21 protein-coding genes are annotated in these 24,576 nt (G+C 34.4%); 11 read left to right on the top strand and 10 right to left on the bottom strand.

The annotated features are described in order from the left end of the window. Window positions 1–88: 88 nt before the first annotated feature. The 3 genes from ettA to holA form a co-directional block, all read right to left on the bottom strand. Window positions 89–1,780 (bottom strand): energy-dependent translational throttle protein EttA, encoded by a 1,692-nt coding sequence (ettA, locus tag JOD96_RS14780; RefSeq protein WP_209565007.1) that lies wholly within the window; start codon window positions 1,778–1,780, stop codon window positions 89–91. 78 nt (window positions 1,781–1,858) lie between these two features. Further along, entirely contained in the window at window positions 1,859–2,041 is a 183-nt protein-coding gene (locus JOD96_RS14775; RefSeq protein ID WP_071637907.1) for a CAL67264 family membrane protein, read from the bottom strand. Between the two features lie 68 nt (window positions 2,042–2,109). After that, on the bottom strand, window positions 2,110–3,114 hold the full coding sequence (gene holA, locus JOD96_RS14770) for a DNA polymerase III subunit delta (RefSeq protein WP_209565006.1): 1,005 nt from the start codon (window positions 3,112–3,114) through the stop codon (window positions 2,110–2,112). 106 nt (window positions 3,115–3,220) lie between these two features. On the opposite strand from holA, the gene JOD96_RS14765 reads away from it, so the two are divergent. The 3 genes from JOD96_RS14765 to JOD96_RS14755 are packed head-to-tail and all read left to right on the top strand — an operon-like array spanning window position 3,221 to window position 5,579. Continuing rightward, window positions 3,221–3,673 (top strand): type I restriction enzyme HsdR N-terminal domain-containing protein, encoded by a 453-nt coding sequence (locus JOD96_RS14765; RefSeq protein WP_209565005.1) that lies wholly within the window; start codon window positions 3,221–3,223, stop codon window positions 3,671–3,673. 18 nt (window positions 3,674–3,691) lie between these two features. After that, a complete protein-coding gene (locus JOD96_RS14760) occupies window positions 3,692–4,711 on the top strand; it encodes a glycosyltransferase family 2 protein (RefSeq protein ID WP_209565004.1) in 1,020 nt (339 codons plus the stop codon). A 34-nt stretch (window positions 4,712–4,745) separates the two neighbouring features. Then, a complete protein-coding gene (locus tag JOD96_RS14755; protein WP_209565003.1) occupies window positions 4,746–5,579 on the top strand; it encodes a flagellar motor protein MotB in 834 nt (277 codons plus the stop codon). Window positions 5,580–5,770: 191 nt separating this feature from the next. On the opposite strand, the gene JOD96_RS14750 is transcribed toward JOD96_RS14755, so the two are convergent. The 3 genes from JOD96_RS14750 to JOD96_RS14740 form a co-directional block, all read right to left on the bottom strand. After that, window positions 5,771–6,391 carry an L-threonylcarbamoyladenylate synthase gene (locus tag JOD96_RS14750; protein WP_209565002.1) on the bottom strand — a complete coding sequence of 207 codons (621 nt, stop codon included), beginning with the start codon at window positions 6,389–6,391 and terminating at the stop codon, window positions 5,771–5,773. 219 nt (window positions 6,392–6,610) lie between these two features. Next, window positions 6,611–8,947, bottom strand: a complete 2,337-nt coding sequence (locus tag JOD96_RS14745; protein ID WP_209565001.1) for an ATP-dependent helicase — start codon at window positions 8,945–8,947, stop codon at window positions 6,611–6,613. A gap of 311 nt (window positions 8,948–9,258) precedes the next feature. Continuing rightward, complete coding sequence (locus tag JOD96_RS14740; RefSeq protein ID WP_209565000.1) at window positions 9,259–10,032, bottom strand: sulfite exporter TauE/SafE family protein; 774 nt, start codon at window positions 10,030–10,032, stop codon at window positions 9,259–9,261. Window positions 10,033–10,152: 120 nt separating this feature from the next. Here JOD96_RS14740 and JOD96_RS14735 point away from each other — a divergent pair, with 120 nt between their 5' ends. The 5 genes from JOD96_RS14735 (at window position 10,153) to JOD96_RS14715 (ending at window position 15,840) form a co-directional block, all read left to right on the top strand. Continuing rightward, a complete protein-coding gene (locus JOD96_RS14735; RefSeq protein ID WP_209564999.1) occupies window positions 10,153–10,674 on the top strand; it encodes a hypothetical protein in 522 nt (173 codons plus the stop codon). A 409-nt stretch (window positions 10,675–11,083) separates the two neighbouring features. Continuing rightward, window positions 11,084–12,475: a hypothetical protein gene (locus JOD96_RS14730; protein WP_209564998.1), complete on the top strand. Its 1,392-nt coding sequence runs from the start codon at window positions 11,084–11,086 to the stop codon at window positions 12,473–12,475. A 73-nt stretch (window positions 12,476–12,548) separates the two neighbouring features. Beyond that, complete coding sequence (locus tag JOD96_RS14725; RefSeq protein WP_209564997.1) at window positions 12,549–13,649, top strand: phosphotransferase family protein; 1,101 nt, start codon at window positions 12,549–12,551, stop codon at window positions 13,647–13,649. Beyond that, window positions 13,636–14,598 carry a T3SS effector HopA1 family protein gene (locus JOD96_RS14720; protein WP_209564996.1) on the top strand — a complete coding sequence of 321 codons (963 nt, stop codon included), beginning with the start codon at window positions 13,636–13,638 and terminating at the stop codon, window positions 14,596–14,598. The genes JOD96_RS14725 and JOD96_RS14720 overlap by 14 nt, the downstream gene beginning before the upstream one ends. Before the next feature lie 9 nt (window positions 14,599–14,607). Further along, complete coding sequence (locus JOD96_RS14715) at window positions 14,608–15,840, top strand: lanthionine synthetase LanC family protein (protein WP_209564995.1); 1,233 nt, start codon at window positions 14,608–14,610, stop codon at window positions 15,838–15,840. A gap of 68 nt (window positions 15,841–15,908) precedes the next feature. Here the strand turns inward: JOD96_RS14715 and JOD96_RS14710 are convergent, their stop codons facing one another. Both JOD96_RS14710 and JOD96_RS14705 read right to left on the bottom strand, forming a co-directional pair. Beyond that, complete coding sequence (locus tag JOD96_RS14710) at window positions 15,909–16,808, bottom strand: patatin family protein (RefSeq protein WP_209564994.1); 900 nt, start codon at window positions 16,806–16,808, stop codon at window positions 15,909–15,911. Window positions 16,809–16,858: 50 nt separating this feature from the next. Next, entirely contained in the window at window positions 16,859–18,919 is a 2,061-nt protein-coding gene (locus JOD96_RS14705; RefSeq protein ID WP_209564993.1) for a M1 family metallopeptidase, read from the bottom strand. 114 nt (window positions 18,920–19,033) lie between these two features. Here JOD96_RS14705 and JOD96_RS14700 point away from each other — a divergent pair, with 114 nt between their 5' ends. Together JOD96_RS14700 and JOD96_RS14695 are read left to right on the top strand one after the other, a co-directional pair. After that, window positions 19,034–19,756, top strand: coding sequence for a diphthine--ammonia ligase (locus tag JOD96_RS14700; protein WP_209565200.1), 723 nt, complete (start codon window positions 19,034–19,036; stop codon window positions 19,754–19,756). A gap of 113 nt (window positions 19,757–19,869) precedes the next feature. After that, a complete protein-coding gene (locus JOD96_RS14695) occupies window positions 19,870–20,559 on the top strand; it encodes an aspartyl/asparaginyl beta-hydroxylase domain-containing protein (RefSeq protein WP_209564992.1) in 690 nt (229 codons plus the stop codon). A gap of 17 nt (window positions 20,560–20,576) precedes the next feature. Here the strand turns inward: JOD96_RS14695 and JOD96_RS14690 are convergent, their stop codons facing one another. Continuing rightward, window positions 20,577–21,119, bottom strand: a complete 543-nt coding sequence (locus JOD96_RS14690) for a DUF1697 domain-containing protein (protein ID WP_209564991.1) — start codon at window positions 21,117–21,119, stop codon at window positions 20,577–20,579. 125 nt (window positions 21,120–21,244) lie between these two features. Next, window positions 21,245–22,141, bottom strand: coding sequence for a hypothetical protein (locus tag JOD96_RS14685; RefSeq protein ID WP_209564990.1), 897 nt, complete (start codon window positions 22,139–22,141; stop codon window positions 21,245–21,247). 234 nt (window positions 22,142–22,375) lie between these two features. On the opposite strand from JOD96_RS14685, the gene recG reads away from it, so the two are divergent. Then, window positions 22,376–24,484, top strand: coding sequence for an ATP-dependent DNA helicase RecG (gene recG, locus JOD96_RS14680; protein ID WP_209564989.1), 2,109 nt, complete (start codon window positions 22,376–22,378; stop codon window positions 24,482–24,484). The last annotated feature ends 92 nt before the right edge of the window (window positions 24,485–24,576 follow it).

Below are 24,576 nucleotides of genomic sequence, written 5' to 3'. Positions count from 1 at the left end.
TGACAAGATTGAACATAAAAAAAATCCCAAATTCAAATTTATTACAATTGGAATCTGAGATTTTTTAATTTTGAAAATTTACTTAGATTTATCTAATCAACTTTCTGTATTTCAAACGTTTTGGAGTTAAATCACCACCAAGGCGTTTCTTTTTGTTTTCTTCATAATCAGAGAAACTTCCTTCGAAGAAATAAACTTCAGAATCTCCTTCAAAAGCTAAAATGTGTGTACAGATTCTGTCTAAGAACCATCTGTCGTGCGAAATAATTACGGCACAACCTGCAAAATTCTCTAAACCTTCCTCAAGTGCACGAAGTGTGTTAACGTCAAGGTCATTCGTAGGCTCATCCAGTAAAAGTACGTTTCCTTCTTCTTTTAAAGTCATTGCTAAGTGCAAACGGTTACGCTCACCACCTGACAACATTGATACTTTTTTATTTTGCTCACCACCTCCAAAGTTAAAACGTGAAAGGTAAGCTCTGGAGTTTACTTGTTTTCCTCCCATCATAATCAATTCCTGACCATCTGCAAAGTTTTCCCAAATAGATTTGTTTGGATCAATATTAGAGTGTGACTGATCTACATACGCAATTTTCACTGTTTCACCAACTGAAAATTCTCCACTGTCAGTAGCTTGTTCACCCATAATCATTTTAAAAATAGTAGATTTACCAGCACCGTTAGGCCCGATAATTCCAACAATTCCCGCTTGTGGCAAAGTGAAATTCAAATTATCATATAATAATTTGTCTCCAAAAGCTTTGGCAACATTTTTAGCTTCGATGACATTTGTTCCTAAACGTGGACCGTTCGGGATATAGATTTCCAGATTTTCATCCAGTTGTTTTTGATCTTCGTTTAATAATTTGTCATAATTCTGTAAACGGGCTTTTTGTTTGGTCTGACGGCCTTTTGCTCCCTGACGAACCCATTCTAACTCACGTTCTAAAGTTTTTCTGCGTTTAGAAGCTACTTTTTCCTCCTGAGCCATACGGGTTGATTTTTGGTCTAACCAGGAAGAATAATTCCCTTTCCATGGAATACCTTCTCCTCTATCCAACTCTAAAATCCATCCTGCTACATTATCAAGGAAATATCTATCGTGCGTTACCGCAATTACAGTTCCTGCATATTGTGCTAAATGCTGCTCTAACCATAGAACTGACTCAGCATCAAGGTGGTTAGTTGGCTCATCCAGAAGCAATACATCTGGCTGTTGTAATAGTAATCGGCATAAAGCTACACGACGACGCTCACCTCCTGAAAGGTTTTTAATTGGCGTATCTCCTTCTGGAGTACGTAGAGCATCCATTGCAATTTCTAACTTAGTATCGATTTCCCAGGCACCAAGAGCATCAATTTTATCTTGCAAAGCTGCCTGACGATCCATCAATTTATCCATCTTATCCTGATCTTCATAGTTCTCCGGAAGACCAAATAAGTCATTAATCTGGTTGTATTCTTCCAGAACCGCCATAGTTTCTGCAGCTCCTTCACGAACAATTTCTATAACTGTTTTAGAATCATCAAGAATTGGCTCCTGCTCTAAATATCCAACAGTATATCCCGGCTGAAAAACAACATCTCCCTGATAGTTTTTATCAACTCCTGCTATAATCTTTAAAAGTGAAGATTTTCCTGAACCGTTAAGTCCCAAAATACCAATTTTAGCTCCGTAAAAGAAACTTAGATAAATATTCTTAAGGACAGGTTTGTCTGCTCCCTGATAGGTTTTGCTCAATTTCTGCATTGAGAAAATTACTTTCTTATCGTCTGACATTTTTTAGTATTGTATTAATTTATTTTTATAAAATTATAAATCGAAATTGAATTCTGCAATTGTTATTAATTAAACAGATTAAACTCTTCCTTTCAAAGCATTAAAAACCCACGCATTGGCAAAAAAACCAACACCTGCCGCAGCAAATCCCCAACCAGAAACATCTCTGTATCTAAAAGCACCAAGACCAATTAGCAACAATCCCATCAGTACCATTATAAAAGTTGCCCATCCTAAAACGGTATTTTTATTCATTCCCATAATTGTAATAATTATTTTTTACTGTGATTTATTTTTTTTGAAACGCAAATATCGTGAATTATAACGGCTTAATTAAATATTTTGTACAGCATTTCTTTTAACAAGTCTGACTGAGGCAAAGCATTGGCTCCAACACCTTTACTTTTTACATCGATATCTCGTAATGCACCAACAATCTGACTTACTTTTCGCATTGGATAATTTTTTACAGCCAAATCATATTCCTTTAAAAAATAAGGATTTACGCCAATCGCTGCGGCAACGTTTTTGGGGTTCTTATCTTTTAGTCCGTGGTATTTTAAGAGTTGGACAAAAAATCCAAAAACTAATCCGGTTGTCATAACAAGCGGATATTCTTTAGGATTATGAGCAAAATTTTCTGCGATTTTATAAGCTTTTAACTGATTGCGTTCTCCAATTGCTTTTCTTAATTCAAAAACATTATAGTCTTTACTGAAACCAATATTTTCCTCGATATGCTGGGGTGTAATCATAGTTCCCTGAGGTAAAATAATCTGTAGCTTTTCGAGTTCATTGTTGATTTTACTCAAATCTGTTCCCAAAAATTCAACTAGCATTGCATTTGCTTTTGGGTCTATAGTATATTTTTTACCTGCAAGAACCCGCTTTATCCAGTCACCAACCTGATTCTCATATAGTTTTTTGCTTTCATAAACAATTCCGTTCTGAGCTAATAATTTAGTAACTTTTTTACGTTTATCCAGTGTCTTATATTTATAACAAAAAACCAAAACCGTTGTGTCCATCGGATTATTAACATAAGATTCAATTTTATCTATCGTTCTGGACAAATCTTGTGCTTCTTTTACGATAACAACCTGACGGTCAGCCATCATAGGATAGCGCTTGGCCGTTGAAACAATATCTTCAACAGTAACATCTCTTCCGTACAAAACTGTCTGGTTGAATCCTTTTTCTTCTTCACTAAGTACATTCTGCTCAATATATTCTGATAATTTATCTATATAATAAGGCTCTTCTCCCATTAAAAAGTAAATCGGTTTTATATTTCCGGCTTTTATATCATTTACAATCTTTACAACTTCATCCATCTGTTTTTTTGTTTCAAGTTTACTATTTCAGATTCACATTTCAATAACTTGAAACTTTATCCCGAGACTTCGGGAGAAACCTAAAACTATTTTCTATTTTTGTTTTATGCTAAAATTAAATTTTCCGACATATCCTTTCCGATTCAAAAATAGCGAAAATAAAGTGTCTATTTTTGATGAAATACGGAAAAAATTTATCATCCTGACTCCCGAAGAATGGGTTCGTCAACATGTTGTTCATTATTTAATAAATGAAAAAAAATATCCAAAATCTCTAATAAATGTAGAGAAAGTACTAACCATCAATAAATTACGAAAAAGATACGATATTGTTGTCTTTAACCCTGATGGTTCTATACATATATTAGTTGAATGTAAGGCCCCTGAGGTTAAAATTTCGCAGGCGACTTTTGATCAGATTGCACGTTATAATATGACAATGAAGGCACGGTTTTTGAATGTTACCAATGGTCTGAGTCATTACTATTGTCAGATGGATTTTGAAAATGAAAAATACGAGTTTTTACAATCCTTACCGGATTATAAAATGGAATTATAAATAAATAAAAAAATACTCTTGGATAAAATAGCAGTCGTCATTTTAAATTGGAACGGAGTAAAATTGTTAGAACAATTTTTGCCTTCTGTAATTCAATTTTCTGCAGAAGCCACTATTTATGTTGCAGATAATGCATCAACAGACGATTCTGTTCTTTTCGTCGAGAATAATTTTCCCTCAGTGAAGATTATCAGAAATAATGGCAATCATGGTTTTGCAAAAGGCTATAATGATGCCTTACAGCATGTAGATGCAGAAATTTATGCTTTAGTAAATTCTGACATCGAAGTGACAGAAGATTGGCTAAAACCTATAATTGAAACATTTAATAATGAGAAACAAACTGCTATCATTCAGCCAAAAATTCTTGATTTTAAAAACAAGGAATATTTTGAATACGCTGGTGCTGCCGGGGGATTTATAGATAAATATGGGTATCCGTATTGTCGTGGACGAATTTTTGATACTGTCGAAAAAGATAATGGACAATATAATGATAATTGTGAACTATCCTGGGCATCAGGGGCTTGTTTTTTTATTAGAAAAGAAGTGTATCATGAACTGGGAGGTTTTGATGAAACATTTTTTGCCCATCAGGAAGAGATTGATTTATGCTGGCGCGCGCTCAATGAAGGCTATATTATAAAATACAACTCACAATCAACTGTTTATCATGTTGGAGGAGCAACCTTGAATCAGGGCAACCCTAAAAAAACATATCTAAATTTTAGGAATTCTTTATTAATGCTTGTAAAAAACGTACCAAAAAAAGGTCTTTTTTTCACCATTTTCTTTCGTATGGTTTTAGACGGAATTGCCGGTATCCGTTTTCTGACACAAGGGAAATTCAGGCATACTTTTGCCATTTTAAAAGCCCATTTTTCGTTTTATTGCATATCTTTAAAGTATTTAAAAAAAAGAAAAGATTTTCAAATTCAGCAATACTATACCGTAAAAAGTATCGTTTACTTGTATTACATAAAGAAATTGACTTTATTTAAAGAAATCTTTAACAGTATTCAAAATATTAAAAACTAAATTTGTAAATAACGTCTAAAATTAAATTTAAATTATGAGAAAAATAGTAATTGCACTATCAGTATTAATGGCTTTGACTTCGTGTGTTTCTAAAAAGGAATATGCTGCCTTGGAAGCTAAAAACAAAGAGATTCAGGACTTATTAAATTCTTGCACAGTTAAATTAAATTCTTGCTTAGAAGAGAAAGCAGGATTAGCAGCTACAGCTGAAAGTTATAAAGCACACAATCAAGACTTAATAAACAGTTCTAAAGATTTAACTGTATTAACTACAAAAGGAGCAGAAAACCTTGAGAAATCTTTAGAAAGCTTAAAAGAAAAAGATTTAAAAATCTCCAGACTTCAAGATGCCTTAACTAAAAAAGACAGTGTAACATTAGCTTTAGTTACAAGTTTAAAAGGTGCAGTTGGAATCAACGATCCGGATATCGAAATCAATGTTGAAAAAGGAGTTGTATTTATTTCAATCGCAGATAAATTATTATTCAAAAGCGGTAGCTATGAAGTAAGTGACAAAGCAAAATCTGTTTTAGCAAAAGTTGCAAAAGTAGTAAACGACAAACCAGATTTCGAGTGTATGGTTGAAGGTCATACTGATGACGTACCATACAAAAGCAATGGTGTAATATTAGACAATTGGGATTTGAGTGTTAAACGTTCTACTTCTATTGTACGTGTATTGACAAATGATCTTGGTGTTAACCCTGCAAAATTAATCGCAGCTGGTAGAAGCTCATATGTTCCGTTAGTTGCAAACGATTCTGCAGAAAACAAAGCTCGTAACAGAAGAACCCGTATTGTTGTTATGCCAAAAATCGATCAATTTTATGATATGATTGAAAAAGAAATGAAAAAACAACAAAAATAATTTAAGGTTAAAATAACTTTATAAAACAGAAAAAGCAGGTCTAATGACCTGCTTTTATGTATTCTTGACTTTTTTTAATAACCAATTAAATGCAAAATCAAGAATAGATTATTTTCAATTAACTAACTAAATTTTAACTAATCTAAAGTTAATTATTTTTTTCTAGCTTTTTACACGATTTCAGTTTTTTTTTACAAAATTTCAATATCGCCCTTTCCTTCTCTCACAATAATAGGTTCATGTTCTGATAAATCAATAATTGTTGAACCAACATTGTCTCCATAACCACCATCAATTACCAGATCTACAAGATTTTGCCATTTTTCAAAAATCAATTCAGGATCTGTTGTATATTCAATTACATCATCTTCATCACGAATGGAAGTAGATACAACCGGATTCCCTAACTGACGTACAATTTCGAGAATAATATTATTATCCGGAACACGGATACCAACAGTTGTTTTCTTTTTAAACTCTTTCGGCAAATTATTATTGCCTGGTAAAATAAAGGTGTAAGGTCCTGGTAAAGCCCTTTTTAAAATTTTAAAAGTAGCAGTATCAATTTGTCTTACATAATCTGACAGATTACTTAAATCATGACAAATAAACGAGAAATTAGCTTTCTCTAATTTAACACCCTTAATTTTTGCAATTTTTTCTAAAGCCCTGGAATTGGTAATATCACAACCCAACCCGTAAACAGTATCTGTTGGATAAATGACCAATCCGCCATTTTGAAGTACTTTCACCACTTTTGCAATTGCAGCTTCACTGGGTTTGTCGGGATATATTTTTATAAATTCAGCCATTTAAAGTTTTGTTTTAAAGTTTAATTTTGTTTCACGTAACAAGTATAAATTTTGTGTAATCTTTCTTAACCGCAAGGTTCGCAAAGGGTTTACGCAAAGTTCGCTACAAAAGCATTGCGAACTTAATAAAGACAATTAAAAACCACCAAAAAAAATACTTTGTGGTTAAATTATGTTCAAAGCAGGAAACTTGAACCTGAAACTTTGAAACTAATAATTTTAACCGATTACATCTAATTTAGCAAATCTTAGCAGAAGTTTTTTAATTCCGCCTACTTCAAATTTTATTTCTGCTTTTTTATCTGCGCCAACGCCTTCTAAATTAATGACTTCACCTTTTCCAAAACGTTCGTGCATAACCACATTTCCGATAGTTAGTTTACTGTCAAATAAATTTGGTGCACTTGCATTTGGATTAGTTCCTGCAACTGGTTTTAATTTACGAATATTCAAATCAGGTTTTGGCTCATTATCTGTAATGTGCTTTGGCGGAGTTCCTCCTACCGGTTTTGCCAATCGCAACTTAGATTTATCAATATCGCCAAAAATGTCACTATCAATCATTGGTTTATAGCGATAATTACTTTCAGCAGGCGTTAAGTATTCTAAATACTGCGGATCGATTTCTTCAATAAATCTCGATGGTTCACTATCTGTTAGTTTCCCCCATCGATATCTTGATTGCGCATACGTTAGATACGCCTGATGTTCAGCACGGGTCAAAGCTACGTAAAACAAACGTCTTTCTTCTTCTAACTCGCTTCTGGTACTCATACTCATGGCACTTGGAAACAGATCTTCTTCCATACCAACAACAAAAACATGAGGAAATTCAAGTCCTTTTGCTAAGTGAATTGTCATTAATGCGACACGATCTTCGTCTGCTGTATCTTTATCCAAATCTGTTGCCAGCGCGACATCCTCCATAAATTCAGACAAAGCACCTCTTGCTCCGTCTATTTCTCTCTGACCTTCGGTAAAATCTTTTATACCGTTTAAAAGTTCTTCTATATTCTGAATTTTTGCCATTCCTTCCGGAGTTGCATCTTTCTTTAATTCCTGAACCAATCCGGTTTTTTTAGCTACGTAATCTGTAATGTAAAAAGCATCCTGATTTTGCTCAATAACCTGAAAACTCTGAATCATGGTTACAAAATCATTCAGTTTTTGTTTGGTTCCTGAGTTTAATTTTAAGTCGATCTTGTCAATATTCACCATTACTTCCCAAATCGAGCGTTTGTAATGATTGGCTGCAATTGTCAGTTTTTCAACCGTTGTATCTCCAATACCGCGTGCAGGATAATTGATTACACGAATTAATGCTTCCTCATCCTTTGGATTAATTACCAAACGCAGATAGCATAACACATCCTTAATTTCTTTACGCTGATAAAAAGATAATCCGCCATAAATCCTGTATGGAATGTCACGTTTTCTCAACGCATCCTCCATGGCACGTGATTGTGCATTTGTACGGTATAAAATCGCAAAAGAACCATTGTGAAGCTGATTTTGCATTTTTTGCTCAAAAATGGTACTGGCCACAAAACGACCTTCTTCTGCATCGGTCAGACTTCGGTGAATTTTGATCTTCGGACCAAAATCATTGGCCGTCCAGACAATTTTATCCAGCTTGGTTTTATTCTTGTCAATAATCGTATTTGCGGCTTCAACAATATTTCGGGTTGAACGGTAATTTTGTTCTAATCGAAATGTTTTTACACCTTCATAATCTTTTTGAAAATTCAGAATATTATTAATGTTCGCCCCGCGGAAAGCATAAATACTCTGCGCATCATCTCCTACCACGCAAATATTTTGAAATTTATCTGATAAAGCCCTGACAATTAAATACTGAGAGTGATTTGTATCCTGGTACTCATCTACCAGAATATAGCGAAAACGGTTTTGGTATTTGGCTAATACTTCAGGAAAACGGGTCAGTAACTCATTAGTTTTCAACAATAAATCATCAAAATCCATTGCACCTGCCTTAAAACATCTCTCAACATATTGCTGATAAATATCTCCCAATCTTGGCTTTTTTGCCATCGCATCGGCTTCAACCAGTTCCGGGTTATTAAAATATGCTTTTACTGTTATTAAACTGTTCTTGTAACTCGAAATTCTGCCCAAAACCTGCTTTGGTTTATAGATATCACGATCCAATTGCATTTCTTTTATGATTGAAGAAATCAATCTTGCAGAATCCTGAGAATCGTAAATTGTAAAGTTGGACGGATAACCCAAATGCTCAGATTCTGAACGAAGAATTCGAGCAAAAATCGAGTGAAAAGTTCCCATCCAGAGATTTTTTGCTTCTGTTGGTCCAACAATATCAGAAATCCTGTGTTTCATTTCCCTTGCCGCCTTGTTGGTAAAAGTCAGCGACAAAATATTAAACGCATCAACACCCTGATGCATCAAATAAGCAATCCTAATAGTTAATACACGGGTTTTTCCAGAACCTGCACCAGCAATAATAATCATTGGCCCGTCTTTTTGTAAAACAGGTTCTCTTTGCGCTTCGTTGAGCTGGTCAATATATTTATGCATGAAGTTTTCTCCTTTTATGCAAAAATAGCAATTAAAAAAGAAAGTTCCTAAGGTGTAAAAGAAAGGTTCTAAGATGCTAAGATTCTATCCCGAAGCTTCGGGACTGAGTTTTTTTGAAGCCAAACAATAGGCATTTTATCAAACAAAATTCCCGCTTTCGGCTATATCTCTCCGTTTCACTTCGAGGATACCGCCTCTATCGGGGCTAGTCTGAAACAATTGGCTTCTTTTAAAGAAAGTTGCTAAGATCCAAACTGTTAAGACTATAAATTCAAATAAAAAACTCAGTCCCGAAGCTTCGGGATAGAATCTTAGAACCTCTTAAAAAACACATCATAGGCAAACCTGATCAAAGTTCCGATAACTACAACCAAAAAGAAAATCCTAATAAAACCATTTCCTTTATTAATCGCTAATTTCGCGCCAAGCCATCCACCAAGTCCATTACTAACGGCCATAGGAATTGCAATTGTCCAAATGATTTTTCCTTTGATCATAAACAAACAAATCGAACCGAAATTGGTTGCTAAGTTTACCATTTTAGCATTCGCGGAAGCGTGAAGAAAATCAAAACCCAAAAGCGCAATAAAAGCAACCACAAAAAAACTTCCTGTTCCCGGACCTATGAATCCATCATAAAAACCGACAATGATACTTATCACAACCGCATATATAATTTGTGTTGTTGCCGAATGGTTTTTGGCAACATGCTGTCCGAAGTTTTTCTTTGCATATGTATAAACAAACAACAGGGACAAAACAACCAGTAAAAGCGGTTTCATAAAATCGTTACTAACCAAAGTCAGAATGGTTGAACCTAAAAATGCAGAAGGAACTGCCAGGCACATCATGATCAAAAGTAATTTCCACTCAATAACCACTTTTTTGAGATACTGAAAAGCAGCAAATGCTGTACCGCTAAAAGCCGGAATTTTTAAAGTTCCAATTACGGTCGAAACCGGAAGATTTGGCAAAAGAATTAAACCCATTGGCGTTTGTATCAATCCGCCACCGCCAACAATAGCATCAATAAATCCTGCAGCAAAAGCCGCCAGACAAAGTAAAATTATAATATATGAATCCATTTATTCTTGCTTTCGGCCGTTTTATATATTGCGTACAAAAGTAAACTTCCCTTTTATTATTACAATAAATTTAAAGTGGAATTCTCATCAAAAAGTATATTTTTGTTGAAAAATTACAAAATGGATTTTACAAGAATTATAGAATTAGCAAGTTATACTTTACCAGCCATTGTTACCGGATTTGTGGCTTATAGTTTTTTTGAATTACATATCAAAAACAATGACAGAAAAAGGGCTTTTTTATTAAATAAACAAGCTCATAAAGAATCTCTTCCAATACGTTTACAGGCTTACGAGCGTATGACTTTATTTTTGGAACGTATTAATCTTACGAAACTACTAATTAGGATTACCCCTATTTCTACTGAAAAACATGATTATGAGAATTTTGTAATTGATCAAATCGAACAGGAATTTGAACATAATCTTACGCAGCAAATATATATGTCTGATGAATGCTGGACAATCATTACAACTGCCAAAAACTCAACGATTCAAATGATTCGTAAAGCCGCTATGAGTGAAAAGGTCGACAGTGCGGACAAATTACGAGAAGTAATTTTAAACGATTTGTTAGAAAAACAATCTCCAAGCAATGCTGCTTTAGGCTATATTAAAAATGAGGTGGCTGAATTGTGGTAGGAAATTTATTCTCTGATAACAACACCTCTCATTAAGACATAAATAACTAATTAACAATTAGTTAAATTAAAAACAACATTATACTCTTCCATTATTTGGAAGAGTATTTTTTTTTATGTCTTATTTTTCTTCTTTCATGACATATAAACTCCTGCTCATGTCATTTCTTCCTCAAAAGGCTTATTAGTCAGGTAATTTTATTTCCGGATAATCAATAAAAGCTAGCATTATTAATTATTCAGCTTATCAAATAAAATGATTTACGGCAATAAAAACCAACATGTGCTTACATGACATCGCTAAAAAACATTGTCAATCAACATTATAACGATAAGCAACCCCACCAAAACATAGGGAAGAAAACCGAAAAACCCTGAAAAAGAGTAGGTATCTAATCAACCATTAAATTATGTCTAAAATTTCAAACGTAGAAAACGGGGCTGTGTACGAAGGGTACGATAGCCTTGCTGCTTCAGAGTGGTGTACACCCTCATTCCTGGGTTGTAGTGCATGTATCTCTGCCAGTGCTGTAAAAGGTCAGGTTACAATAACAATAGGATTAAAAACTCCTTTTGGAAGCGTAAATAAAAGCTTTAGCTTTAATACCAATACCAGCTTTACATGGCAGCCATTTAGCAAATTCAAAATTGCGGTGAGCATCACTAACTTCAATGAAGCCAGTGGTGTTTTTAGTTTTGACCTGGGCCTGAATCCATGCATTGATGTTCCATTCCTTGGATGGAAATGTTTTAACTATAGCCACACCTTTACAGTTCCTCTATTGCTTGCTGGTATTGAAAGTGATATTGATGATAGTCAATTTGTAAGCCTGTTAACACTTCACGCAAGTGGATCGTTAAATGCGCCTTGCCAATGCGATGATCATTCTGGCTCTTCTTTATTAAAAGGAGATATTTACAGCAATTACTTAAACAATCAGGCCGGAGCTGCTAATTTTCCAACAATACCGTTAACTTCTTGTTTTACAGGAATCCCAATTGTTTGCGCCTATCAGGCAGCAGCAGCTGGAGGCAATACAGCAAATTTACAAGGAGATGCAGCCAATTTCCCAACAATACCTGTATTCTCTTGTATTACAGGAGTACCGATTGTTTGTGCACTTCAGGCAGCTGCAGGAAATACGGCAAACGTACAGGCAGATGCAGCTAATTTCCCGACAATACCTGTATTCTCTTGTATTACAGGAGTACCAATTGTCTGTGCATTACAGGCTCAGGCGGCTGGAGGAAATGCAGCAAATTTGCAGGCCAATACAGCTAATTTCCCGACAATTCCTGTGTTTTCATGTATTACAGGAGTGCCTATTGTCTGTGCATTGCAGGCTCAGGCAGCCGGAGGAACTGCAGCAAATCTGCAGGCAAATACAGCTAATTTCCCAACGATTCCTGTGTTTTCTTGCATTACAGGAGTACCAATTGTCTGTGCATTGCAAGCTCAGGCAGCCGGAGGAAATGCAGCTAACTTGCAGGCAAATACAGCCAATTTCCCAACGATTCCGATAACTTCTTGTATTACAGGAATACCGATTGTTTGTGCTTATCAGGCGGCTGCGGCAGCTGGAGGAAATACAGCAAATTTGCAGGCTAACACAGCTAATTTCCCAACAATTCCGATAACTTCTTGTATTACAGGAATACCGATTGTTTGTGCTTATCAGGCGGCAGCTGGAAATACTTCTGTAAATCAGCCGGCAACTTTACCTACAATAGCATTCCCACAATGTTTCCCAACCGGAATTTCGTGTTTACCAACAACTGGTATACCTTATATCTGCAGATAATATTGTATTGTAATAATCGCAGGATGATAAAAAATCCTGCGATTATATTTTTAACTTTTTAAAATGTAATATCATGCAATTAGCTCCAGAAACCGTATACCAATATCTGCATAAGAGACAGCTTATCAACGAAGAAGCGGTTGTAAAAGGCCATTTTATGATACATCCGGTCAAAACCAGAAACAATATCATGAAAGTATTAATTGAGCCTGACAACTCTTTATTTATAAAACAAACTGAAAATAATAGTATAGCCAACACTTTATTTCAGCGTGAAATAAGCGCGTATAACTTATTCAAAAATGATTCTTCTTTTGTTTCCTTTAAAAATTATGTTCCGGAACTTTTAGATTACGATGATGAGAACAATATAATTGTAACTGAACTTCTGCACAATTCAGCAAATCTGCATGAGCATTACATGCAATCCAAAAATTTTGACTTAAACCTTGCTCTTCAGCAAGCTTCTATACTATCGGGATTTCATATAGTTCCAGATAGCCAAACTAATACTTCAGCATTTCCAAAACTATTGCCGTGGATATTTCAACTTAATAAATATGAAGCGCAGGAGTTTTTTTTAAATAATGAAGCGAGTACAAATATTATTCGTCTCATAAAAGAAAATCAGGTATTACAAAATACACTCATCGATCTTTCAATAACCTGGAAGTCAACTCATTTTATTCATGGTGACATTAAATGGGTTAATTTTTTGATTACTCAGGATAATTATGGAATTAAACAGAAACTTATCGACTGGGAACTGGCAGACATTGGAGATCCTGCCTGGGATGTGGCGGGCTTACTTCAGTCGTACATAACGGTATGGCTGCTTGGATTTGACAATAATGATCCTGCCAACTACAATCTGCCACATTATATGCAGCCATTTGATATTAAAAATACCCAAACCTCTGCCCGAACTTTTCTGTATGAATATATGTCTATTCAGAAATATCCGGAAATAGAATATAATGAGTTTTTGATTAAGGTTATGCAATTTACTGCGGCAAGAATTATTCAGACCAGCATCGAAGGAATTACGTATAATTCAAAAATTGAAGCAAATAATATGCGCTGTATTCAGCTTGCTTTTAATATTATGACTGATCCGATTGTTGCATTAAATGAATTGTTTAATATAAAAGTTTATGATTATGTTCCAGGATAAAATCATCATTAAGGAACTTACGCGGCTTATTGGCCAGTTAGACATTTCAGACACCTTTATAACGTTTAGAAACAAACAGTATGCGGTTACTTCTGAAAATAAATTATCTTATCTTACAGGCATATTATATTCTGAATGTTACGCCTTAAAGGAAAGTTATCAATCTGGAACTGACAACAGACAATTTGATTTTACTCCGGATGATACTTTTACAGAATTGCTTTCTCAAAACAATCATAGTAAAAATAAAAAAGAGCAAAACTGGATTATAAAAAGTATTTATCCCAACGGGTATTTTGAAATAACAAAAGAAACTGAAAACAGAATCGTTCCCGCATCTGCCTTATTAGATATTTCCACAGGTTCAATACCAGAAATAGGACAAACTATTACTGTATTATTTCCAAAGGAAGACAAAAACAGACAGCCTACATTTTATTATGTTTTTAGCAATCAATATTTCAACTTACCTCAAAAACTAACAAGAGTTTACTGGAATTGTATTAGCGAAGGCGCTCCGGCCCTTATTAATGCTGTTACAACAAAACTAAATTATTATAATATTCCTTTTCTTTTTAAATGCCTTAATCATCCTAATCTTTATTTTCGTCGCGACGCCTCTGTTTTATACATAGAAGATTCTATGCTTTCTATACTAAATATGATTTTACCCGAAATTTGTGAAGAAATGAAAATCTATCTTCAGAAAGATGTTCCACTTTTTACCTACACATATGCAAATGGTGTCGGTATAGCCGAAAGTCCCAATGAGCATGAAAGTTTCGGAATGAACAGAGCGACAATTATTGCTGAAACTTTGATAAAAACAGCATCAAAAAAATTAGACCCAAATGCGGTTCTTAATGAAATTACAGCTGCATTTATTCAAAAAGGGATAAACCCAAAAGCAACATATCTAAATAAAGGATCAAAAATATTATTCAATTAAAAAAACACCATGAACCAGACCAACAAAAATAATTTTCTTGAAACCGCCTGGGATATTGGCTGTCATTTAATGAAAAACAGTATTTGGCATAATAAATCCTGTACCTGGCAAGGCTATTCATTTGAGCCTTTGGATGGTAGTTATCAACCTGTCATCAAGACTTTTGGTCCGGATGTTTATTCCGGAACTTCTGGTATTGCCTTATTTTTGACAGCTTTGTACACCGAAAGAAAAGATTCTGTTTTACTAAAAACGATAGAAGGCAGCATTGAACAAATTAAATCAACCATGTATAATGCTACCAATCATGGTTTCTATGCAGGAAAACCAGGAATAGCAGTAACTCTGATAAAAGTAGGAACAGAGATTAACAGAGAAGATTGGGTAAAAGACGGTATTGATTTACTTGACTCTATACCTTCAGGATCTCTTCAGTCGTATGAAATCGATATTATCAGTGGAGCAGCCGGAACAATCCCCGTTCTTTTGGATAGTTACGCAACTTTCAGGCAACAAGCCTTTCTTGACAAAGCCATCGCTTTAGGGCATTTATTATGTAATATGGCCGAAAAAAATAATAACGTCTGGTCATGGGCAACAGTTCCGTCCAAAAAAAATCTGACCGGTTTTTCGCATGGTTCTTCAGGAATAGCTCTGGCATTATTGCAATTGTATCGGGTAACGGGAAATCCTGCATTTTTAGAAGGTGCAGAAGGCGGCTTTAATTATGAACGTCAGTCTTTTGATGTTTCTCAGCAAAACTGGCCAGATTTTCGGGATGATGTCGCCTCAATCTCAACAGGAAATATATGCAGCGTAGCATGGTGCCATGGGGCGCCTGGTATTACAATATCCCGATTAAAGGCCAATGAGCTTCACCCAAACACAGTCTTTACAAACGAGCTGAAAACAGCCCTTACTACTACTTCCAAATCTATTTATCAAAATCTGATTGAAAATCTCGCAAATACCAATTACTCTATCTGCCATGGTATAGCGGGAAATGCTGATATTATTCTTGATTGTGGAGGTACCGAATACCAACAACTTGCAGAAGCTGTAGGCAATGCAGGCATTAGCAAATACAAGGATAATAATATCCAATGGTCAACAGGATTAAGTACAGGGCATTACACCCCAGGCCTTATGATGGGACTGGCAGGCACAGGTTATTTTTATCTCCGCCTGTTTGATAAAAATAAACACAAAAGTCTGTTACTACCACAACTGGGGCTTTCATAATTTAATCATAAAAGGTCGTAAAAATAAATATTTTACGACCTTTAAATATATCTTTTTAAACAACTAAATTATTTATTGTCACTCATAACTTCAGATTTGTTCTGAGCATATTCATAGCCTTGCTCCCACCACTCTTTCATGACTTCTTTATTAAAAATCAACGCATTATCAGTTAATTTGGTGGGTGTGTAATATAAGTTAAGTTTCACGTTTTTGTTGTTTGCCATAAGTTTTCCTATAGCAATATCATGTTTTTCGACCTGATCTAAGGCAATTCTAAACAAATCAATCATTAGTGAAAACGGGTTTTTACCAATAACCATTTTGCTTGTGTTTACTTCTGTCTCCAGAATAATGACGTCAATTTCGGTTGCACCACGATTTATGGCTTCACGAATTGGCACCAAACTGGAAAACCCTCCATCTCCATATTCGTAATTATTCTTGGTCACCAAACTCATAAACGGAATGTAATTACTGGAAATCCAGGTCCAGTCGCAGAACTCTTCATAAGTACAATCTTTTACAGACTTATATTCTGCTTCATTTTTTGTTAAGTTGGTAACCGTTACAATAACATCCGATTTTAGTTTTTTGAGTTTATTAAAATCAGATAACGAAAAATTGTTTTTAATATATTTCTGCAAACCTTTACTTTCGCCAAAAGTCCTTTTTCCTTTAAAAAACTGACGTATAACATTGAAGTGGTTTATGGTAACAATATCAATACCGTCCTTGACTTTTACCACAAAAGGGCAAATATTAAAAATTTTATTCATAGTCACATTTGTATAGACCCAATGAATCTTTTTAATATGGCCAAGAGCTAAATGCGGAATTAATAAACTTCCTGTTGAAGTTCCTAAATACATATCGTATTCATGCCTTTTTTCTTCTATTAAATACTGTGCGACACCGCCGGCAAATGCCCCTTTGCTGCCACCGCCGGAAATAACCAATGCTCTCATAAATTAATGTAGGTATGTTTTTGTTTTTGGGATGATGATTATTCTCATAATCACTCTTTCAATAAGCGATTTAACTGGAACTGTTCATCGGGGGTCAAATTAGGCAAAATTCTTTCAAACGACACACGCATTTCCGAATTTTTTAATAAAATTCTAATTGTATCTCGTCCAAATTTTGAAAACTGCCACATATGATGTGTAGTAGAATTTACTAAATTACTCATAACCTGATCATTAGTTAATTTAAAAGCAATTAGTTTCTCCAGTGCATTTTGTCGCGTAGAAGCTTCATATCTTGTTGACGAAAAAGTAATTAATTCAGAAATGAGAGCTTCAGGTTTATCAGTATAATCTGGTGTAGATAATGCCAATGAGAGCCATAAAGTGCGAAGATTATAGTCATTGAAACCAATCCAGTTTTTTGACTTATTTAAATATTCTGTTCTTCGATCAGGAAAGCTTTTCCATAAATAATACAAAGCAATTTCCTGAGTCTGATATGATTTATCATTCAATAAAGTCTCATATTCCGTTCTGAAATCTTCCGGAATCTGGTCAAGAGTGCCTGATGCTGCCTGACGAACCTGCAGATTATTTGTATGTAAGGCAATCAGTAACAGTTCTTTTTTAGATTCGTATTTTTCAGTTTGAATTTGATTCACAATAGCTTCTTTCACAGTATAATATACATTCGAATTCAAAGTTTTTACCAAAAAATCCTTTTTCTCAGACAAAGCTGTTTTTTTTAATTTATCGACTTCCAGTCTAATCTGAATGGCCTTATTTTTACTCAATAAAGCATTTGCTGCAGCTGTATCAAAAACGGCAGATTCTAACCAGGTTTTCTGAAACTGAACCAGATCAAAATTTGAAACTTTTTTAATTTCATCAAAGAAATTAGCTGTAGTGACAGTCTGGTACGCATATTTTTTGAGATAACTTTTTATCGCTTTTTTAAATGCTTTATCTCCAATAGATTCATGCAAAACAAACAATGCCCACGCCCCTTTTTCATAAAAAGTTAACGAACTCGCTTTTGCATTCAAAACCGGAATCGAATCTGTTCTTGACGCAAATTTAATCTGTTGCGCCGTTTCGTATAATTTTGAATAAAAATAGTCTTCTCCAAAAATCTCTTTTTCGGCAAGCAAAGCATAATAAGTAGCAAAACCTTCCTGAAGCCAGTGATGTGTACTGCTTTGGGCGGTAATTAAATCTCCAAACCAATGATGTGCCAGTTCATGCGCATCAACATTGGTGTAATTTCTATCTACAAAACCGGTTGAATCAACAACATAACGGGTTGTAAAAAGTGTTGAAGTAGTGTTTTCCATCCCGCCATAAAGAAAATCACGAACCGGAATTTCTCTATATATTTCCCAGGGATATTTGACTCCAATCTCTTTTTCGAGAAAATCAAAAATACGTTTTGAATAGCGATAAGTTGGTTCAAAACGATCAGCATCTTTATGCTCCAGGTAATACTCTAACGGAATCTTAGACTTTGATTGCAATTCTTTCTTTTCAAATTTGCCAATTGCAAGCATTAATAAATACGAACTCATTGGGTTTTTCATTCCGTATTGCCAGTGAATCTCATTATTCTTTTCCGTTTTATTTTGCAAAACTCCATTCGAAACAACCTGATAATCTTTATCATAAGTAATTCCGATATTAAAAATTATTTTTTCGTTTACATCATCAAAACTCGGAAACCAGTTGCTGGTATACCTGCCCTGCCCCTGCGTCCAGATCTGTACTTCAGAATTTTCAATAGAAACAAAATATAAAGCTTGTTTTGGTTTAGCTGAATAATTAAAAGTTAAATGGTTATTACCTTTTAGAAAATGATTAACAATTTTTAATTCCTTGCCGCTATTTACAAAAAACACTTCTTTTCCATCAACTTTCACTTGCGTGAATTCCATGTTTTTGGCATCAATTTTAATTGTATCAATGGGTTGCAAAACTTCAAAAGCATAATCTACGGAACCGGACAACGATTTTTCTGCAGCATTCAATTTTAATTGACCCGAGACAGATTTAAAATCAACAAATTGAGTTTGTTGTGCAAAGGAAAAGCACGTTATAAAAAAAAGAATATATTTCATTGAAAAAAAATTAGCAGCAAAATTCCAAAGTTACAAAGGTTTGATAAACAAATCGAATGAAATTTGTATGTTTACTGTACAAATTTAAAAATCGTGCCAAAACCATTCAAAGCCATGTTTAACTGGAGCAGCGGAAAAGATTCTGCTCTTTCACTGTACAAAATTTTACAAAACCCTGATTACAAAATCGAATATTTACTGACAAGTGTCAATGAACAGTTTCAGCGAATCTCAATGCACGGCGTTCGTGTCGAATTGCTTAAGGCACAAGCCAAAAGTATTGGTTTACCATTAAAAATTATGCAGGTTCCTGAAATGCCAACAATGGAAGTTTATGAAACTGTAATGATGCAGACCTTAACAGCGCTTAAAAAAGAAGGAATTACACATTCTGTTTTTGGAGATATTTTTTTAGAAGATCTGCGAAAGTACCGCGAAGATCAATTGGCAAAAATTGGTTTTCAAGGTGTGTTTCCAATCTGGAAAATTCCATCAAAAGAATTAATTGACGAATTTCTTCAATTAGGGTTTAAGACTATTGTGGTTTGTGTAAATGAACGCTATCTGGATAAAAGTTTTGTCGGCCGAATTATAGATCAGAATTTTATAAAGGATTTGCCTGAAAATGTAGATTTGTGTGGTGAAAACGGTGAATTTCACACTTTTACATTTGACGGTCCGATTTTTTCCGAACCAATAAATTTTGAAGTTGGTGAAATCGTTTACCGAAAATACGAAAAACCAAAAAACGAGGATTTATCAGAAACTGCCTGTGATACCAGTGCTTCTGATGCTTTTGATTATGGGTTTTGGTATTGTGATTTGGTTCCTAAATAAATGATTAACCACGAATTCAGGAATTTTAAATACTGACTTTGAGTAAAGAAAGTGCAGAAAAAGAAAACAAGGAAACATTTCCTGCAATGTTAAAATGGTTAAGAGATTAAATTATGGATACACTAATACGCTCAATCAAATTTCCGATTGTTTTTGACACCGAAAAACTTAAAAATGATCTCTCAAAAATCATAAATAAAAAATGGACAGACCATTACAACACAAATGATTATACTGGAAAATGGACTTCGGTTGCCTTAATGTCCAAAGATGGTAAATCGGATACGATTTATGCATTATCCAGCGATAATGATAAAATTGTTAATACCGAAATTTTAGATTCCTGTACCTATTTTAAAGAAATTTTAGATGGTTTTCTTTTCGAAAAAACGGCAGTACGATTACTTCAACTGGCGGTTGGCGCAGAAATCAAACCACATTCTGACCATTGTCTGGGTTATGAGGATGGTTCTTTTCGATTACATATCCCCATCATTACCAATCCTGATGTTGAGTTTATTCTCGATGGCAAAAGACTGGTAATGAATGAAGGTGAATGCTGGTATATTGATGCCAATTTTGAACATTCCGTTGCCAACAGAGGAAAGCAAGATCGTATTCATCTGGTTATTGACGGAATTCGAAATGATTGGACAGATGATTTATTTTATAAAGAAGCTTCTGAAACCCAATTTCATAAACCAAAAACAGTAATGAGTGAAGAACAAAAATTATTGATGATTGCTGAACTCAGGAAAATGAATACTCCTGCAGCAGATGACATTATCAGGACTCTGCAATAAATTTTTATTGTAAATCGTTATTCTTCATACATTTTAAGCAGATTTGTAACCGTATTTAGATTTCGCATTGTTCCTAATACATTTAGTTTTTTCTCGATATATTTAAGTTCAAGTCTTGTTTTTCCTGCGCCAACGGCATATTTAATAAAAATCCTGTTTTCGTCAATTACTGCTTCATCTGGTTTAAACTGACTGATTTTCAGATCATGAATATTTTCTTTTTTCAGTATACTGGCAACAAAAACTATATATAGCATTTTAGGGTCTACATCTTTCTCTTTCAGAAAAGGATTGTTTGAAAGAGCTAATTCTAAATCTTTTTGAGAAATCACAATTACGGGAACTTCATGACCAAAAACTTTAAAAATTTCCTGTTTGATCATGAAACCAACTTTTGAGGCACTTTCTTCTTCTGTGTCAACAAAAACATTTCCGGATTGCAAATAGGTTCTGATATTCTGAAAACCTAAACTTTCGAGCATTGTTTTTAATGCTTCCATTTTTATCATATTATGCCCAGAAACATTGATACCGCGTAAAAGTGCTAAATGTGTTGCCATTTTTATTAATTTAGAATTCAAAGATATTCTTTTTGAAGCTCTGGCAAAAATTAAACAAACGGTTTCACTCTACAACACACTTTTTTATCATAAATTTTCTTTTCTAAAGTAATTAGTTAAGTAAATCACTGAGCTACTATATTTACGTTTGAGGAAACAGTATATTGTTTACCAGATTGTAGGTTCATTTCACCTTCATGAGTGTAAAAAACAGGTGTCAAATATCGGTATGTATTTTTAATCCTGAGTGAAGATTGTTTTTCTTTCGGATTAAAAACACTATGATACAAATAATACACATCAAAATCCAGTCTATAAGAGTCCTTATTATATTTTTCAATTATTCCTAATTCAGTTTGTGGATTAACTGCCTCTCCTGATTTGACAAAGATTCCATCCTTTTTGAAACCTCTGTACATCGCAAAAGTTCCATCTTCATGTTCAATCACAACTTTATTTCTTCTGGATGTATATTGTGCATTTAAAATTGAGTTGTCGTCATATTGATTATCTATAAAGACCACAATACCTCTTCTCATACTACAGATAGTATCCGGTTTATTTGTAAATACTGAATAAGATTTCCAATCAGCAGGCTTTTCCAAATCAAAATATTTTTTACCAGCATAATCTGCTTCAAATATTTGTATTTTTTTTCCATTTTTGAAAGGAAGGGTGTAGCGAAATTGATTATCAATGTTAGTGTTTATTGCGCCTAAAGCTGCATAATACTGCATCGAGTATGTAATATTATTATCTTTGCTTAATGGCTCAAGTTTCATTATAAATCCTGAACTTTCGCTTATTACTTTTTGATACATTTCTACATTACAATTTTTTACATTTGAAAATTCCAGGGTTAAGGTATAACTTCCCGGATTCTTCTTTTCATATAATAAATCAATACTCTTGTCTGAGTTTTCAATTGATAAAATAGAGACGTTTTGGTTTTGTGCTGATAAATTTGAAATTTTCAACAAAGAACATAGCAAAAAAAACAAATAAATAATTTTAAATTTCATTTTGTAACTGGTTTGTGGGTTAGTTTTTTTTTAATAATTAATTCCACAATAATACAATTAAAAAGACAAAAAAGAAATATTTTTCCTACTTTTTTAAATTATAATTCGTTTTCAAATTTCCCAATTAAAATCTATCTTCGCTTTCCAAAGACAAAAGAGTAAATCTAATCTCTTTATTCTATGTTCTATTTTCTAAAATCTAAAAATCAACAATTTTAAATCTAAAATAAGTTAATGTCTAATAATCTCCTGGAAACTCCAATCGAATACTTAAAAGGTGTTGGGCCCAGTCGCGGCCAGCTTCTTCGTAAGGAATTGGGAATTCATAAATATGGAGATCTGATTAATTTTTTTCCGAACAGGTATATTGACAGAACACGTTATTATAAAATAAACGAGCTTCAGAATACAGGTTCTGAGGTCCAGATTATCGGAAAAATAATTAACATTAAAACAGTTGAGTTTGCCAAAAACAAAAAACGTTTGGTAGCCACTTTTGTAGATGATACAGGGCAGATTGATTTAAACTGGTTTCAGGGACATAAGTGGATTCGCGAGAGTTTAAAATTAAATGAAGTTTGTGTGGTTTTTGGAAAATGTTCTTTGTACGGAAGCCAGTTTAGTATGGCACATCCGGAAATTGAACTGCTAAGCGAACATGAAAAAAGTTTGAGTTCTGCAATGCAGCCCGTTTATCCTTCGACAGAAACGCTGACAAATCGTGGTATTTCAAACCGGACAATCAATAAATTAATGCAGCAATTGTTTATTGAAACGCAGGCTTTGTTTACAGAAACTTTTCCGCAGTATCTGATTGATGAATTAAAGCTGATTTCTAAAAAAGCTGCTCTGTTCAATATTCATTTTCCAAAAAGTACTGATGCTTTGGCAAAAGCACAATTCCGTTTAAAGTTTGAAGAATTGTTTTTTATCCAATTACAATTAATTACAAAAAATCTTATTCGAAAACATAAAATAAAAGGACATCCTTTCACGAAAGTGGGAGAACTTTTTAATGAATTTTATGAAAATCATCTGCCATTTAATCTGACGAATGCGCAGAAAAGAGTAATAAAAGAAATTCGTTCAGACATGGGAAGCAATGCCCAGATGAACCGGTTATTGCAGGGAGATGTGGGGTCCGGGAAAACAATTGTAGCTTTTATGAGTATGCTTCTGGCAATTGATAATGGTTTTCAGGCATGTTTAATGGCACCAACAGAAATTCTGGCAAACCAGCATTTTATCGGACTGTCTGAATTGGCTGCAACATTAAATATTAACATCAAAATACTAACAGGCTCGACCAAAACTGCAGCAAGAAAAGTTATTCATGAAGAGCTCGAAAATGGTAGTCTGCATATTCTGATTGGCACGCATGCCTTATTAGAAGATAAAGTAAAATTTAAGAACCTGGGATTATCTGTTATTGATGAGCAACATCGTTTTGGCGTGGAACAGCGTTCTAAATTATGGAAGAAAAATGATATTCCGCCGCACGTTTTGGTAATGACCGCCACACCTATTCCGCGAACTTTGGCAATGAGTCTGTACGGAGATCTGGATATTTCTGTAATTGACGAACTGCCACCGGGAAGAAAGCCAATTCAAACGGTGCATCGTTATGATACCAATAGATTGAAAGTCTGGAAATTTCTTCGGGATGAAATCGCAAAAGGCAGACAAATCTATATTGTTTATCCCTTGATTCAGGAATCTGAAAAAATGGATTACAAGGATTTGATGGACGGTTATGAAAGTATTTCGAGAGATTTTCCGTTGCCTCAGTATTCAATTTCGATTTTACATGGAAAAATGAAACCTGCAGATAAAGATGCCGAAATGAAACGCTTTTCTGAAGGTAAAACCAATATTATGGTGGCCACAACGGTAATTGAGGTGGGTGTAAATGTACCGAATGCCAGCGTAATGATTATAGAAAGCGCAGAACGTTTTGGATTATCGCAGCTGCATCAGTTACGCGGGCGCGTTGGCCGTGGTGCTGAACAAAGTTATTGTATCCTGATGACCAGTCATAAATTGAGCGCCGACAGTAAAACCCGTATGGAAACAATGGTGCAAACTAATGATGGTTTTGAAATTGCAGAAGTTGACCTAAAACTTCGTGGCCCGGGAGATTTGATGGGAACACAGCAAAGCGGGGTTCTAAATCTACAAATTGCTGATATTGTAAGAGATCGGGATATTTTATCCTTAGGAAGAAATTATGCCATGAAAATTCTGAAAGAAGATCCAGCCCTCCAAAAACCCGAACATGCAATCCTTAAAGCTGTTTTTATAGAATTGACAAAGAAGAAAAATATTTGGAATTATATTAGTTGAGGTTCTGAGGTTCTGAGGTTCTGAGGTTCTGAGGTTCTGAGGTTCTGAGGTTCTGAGGTTCTGAGGTTCTGAGGTTCTGAGGTTCTGAGGTT

Source organism: Flavobacterium sp. 1355, assembly GCF_017833415.1.
In the GTDB taxonomy this organism is placed as follows: Bacteria; Bacteroidota; Bacteroidia; order Flavobacteriales; family Flavobacteriaceae; genus Flavobacterium.
The sequence above is the reverse complement of the archived record's forward strand: the minus strand, read 5'-3'. Positions and strand labels throughout refer to the sequence as shown.

Bases quoted from the DNA above. Each gene is read 5' to 3' on its own strand.
- ettA (WP_209565007.1), bottom strand. From the start codon at position 1,780: ATGTCAGACGATAAGAAAGTAATTTTCTCAATGCAGAAATTGAGCAAA.
- JOD96_RS14775 (WP_071637907.1), bottom strand. From the start codon at position 2,041: ATGGGAATGAATAAAAATACCGTTTTAGGATGGGCAACTTTTATAATG.
- holA (WP_209565006.1), bottom strand. From the start codon at position 3,114: ATGGATGAAGTTGTAAAGATTGTAAATGATATAAAAGCCGGAAATATA.
- JOD96_RS14765 (WP_209565005.1), top strand. From the start codon at position 3,221: ATGCTAAAATTAAATTTTCCGACATATCCTTTCCGATTCAAAAATAGC.
- JOD96_RS14755 (WP_209565003.1), top strand. From the start codon at position 4,746: ATGAGAAAAATAGTAATTGCACTATCAGTATTAATGGCTTTGACTTCG.
- JOD96_RS14750 (WP_209565002.1), bottom strand. From the start codon at position 6,391: ATGGCTGAATTTATAAAAATATATCCCGACAAACCCAGTGAAGCTGCA.
- JOD96_RS14745 (WP_209565001.1), bottom strand. From the start codon at position 8,947: ATGCATAAATATATTGACCAGCTCAACGAAGCGCAAAGAGAACCTGTT.
- JOD96_RS14740 (WP_209565000.1), bottom strand. From the start codon at position 10,032: ATGGATTCATATATTATAATTTTACTTTGTCTGGCGGCTTTTGCTGCA.
- JOD96_RS14735 (WP_209564999.1), top strand. From the start codon at position 10,153: ATGGATTTTACAAGAATTATAGAATTAGCAAGTTATACTTTACCAGCC.
- JOD96_RS14730 (WP_209564998.1), top strand. From the start codon at position 11,084: ATGTCTAAAATTTCAAACGTAGAAAACGGGGCTGTGTACGAAGGGTAC.
- JOD96_RS14725 (WP_209564997.1), top strand. From the start codon at position 12,549: ATGCAATTAGCTCCAGAAACCGTATACCAATATCTGCATAAGAGACAG.
- JOD96_RS14720 (WP_209564996.1), top strand. From the start codon at position 13,636: ATGTTCCAGGATAAAATCATCATTAAGGAACTTACGCGGCTTATTGGC.
- JOD96_RS14715 (WP_209564995.1), top strand. From the start codon at position 14,608: ATGAACCAGACCAACAAAAATAATTTTCTTGAAACCGCCTGGGATATT.
- JOD96_RS14710 (WP_209564994.1), bottom strand. From the start codon at position 16,808: ATGAGAGCATTGGTTATTTCCGGCGGTGGCAGCAAAGGGGCATTTGCC.
- JOD96_RS14705 (WP_209564993.1), bottom strand. From the start codon at position 18,919: ATGAAATATATTCTTTTTTTTATAACGTGCTTTTCCTTTGCACAACAA.
- JOD96_RS14700 (WP_209565200.1), top strand. From the start codon at position 19,034: ATGTTTAACTGGAGCAGCGGAAAAGATTCTGCTCTTTCACTGTACAAA.
- JOD96_RS14695 (WP_209564992.1), top strand. From the start codon at position 19,870: ATGGATACACTAATACGCTCAATCAAATTTCCGATTGTTTTTGACACC.
- JOD96_RS14690 (WP_209564991.1), bottom strand. From the start codon at position 21,119: ATGGCAACACATTTAGCACTTTTACGCGGTATCAATGTTTCTGGGCAT.
- JOD96_RS14685 (WP_209564990.1), bottom strand. From the start codon at position 22,141: ATGAAATTTAAAATTATTTATTTGTTTTTTTTGCTATGTTCTTTGTTG.
- recG (WP_209564989.1), top strand. From the start codon at position 22,376: ATGTCTAATAATCTCCTGGAAACTCCAATCGAATACTTAAAAGGTGTT.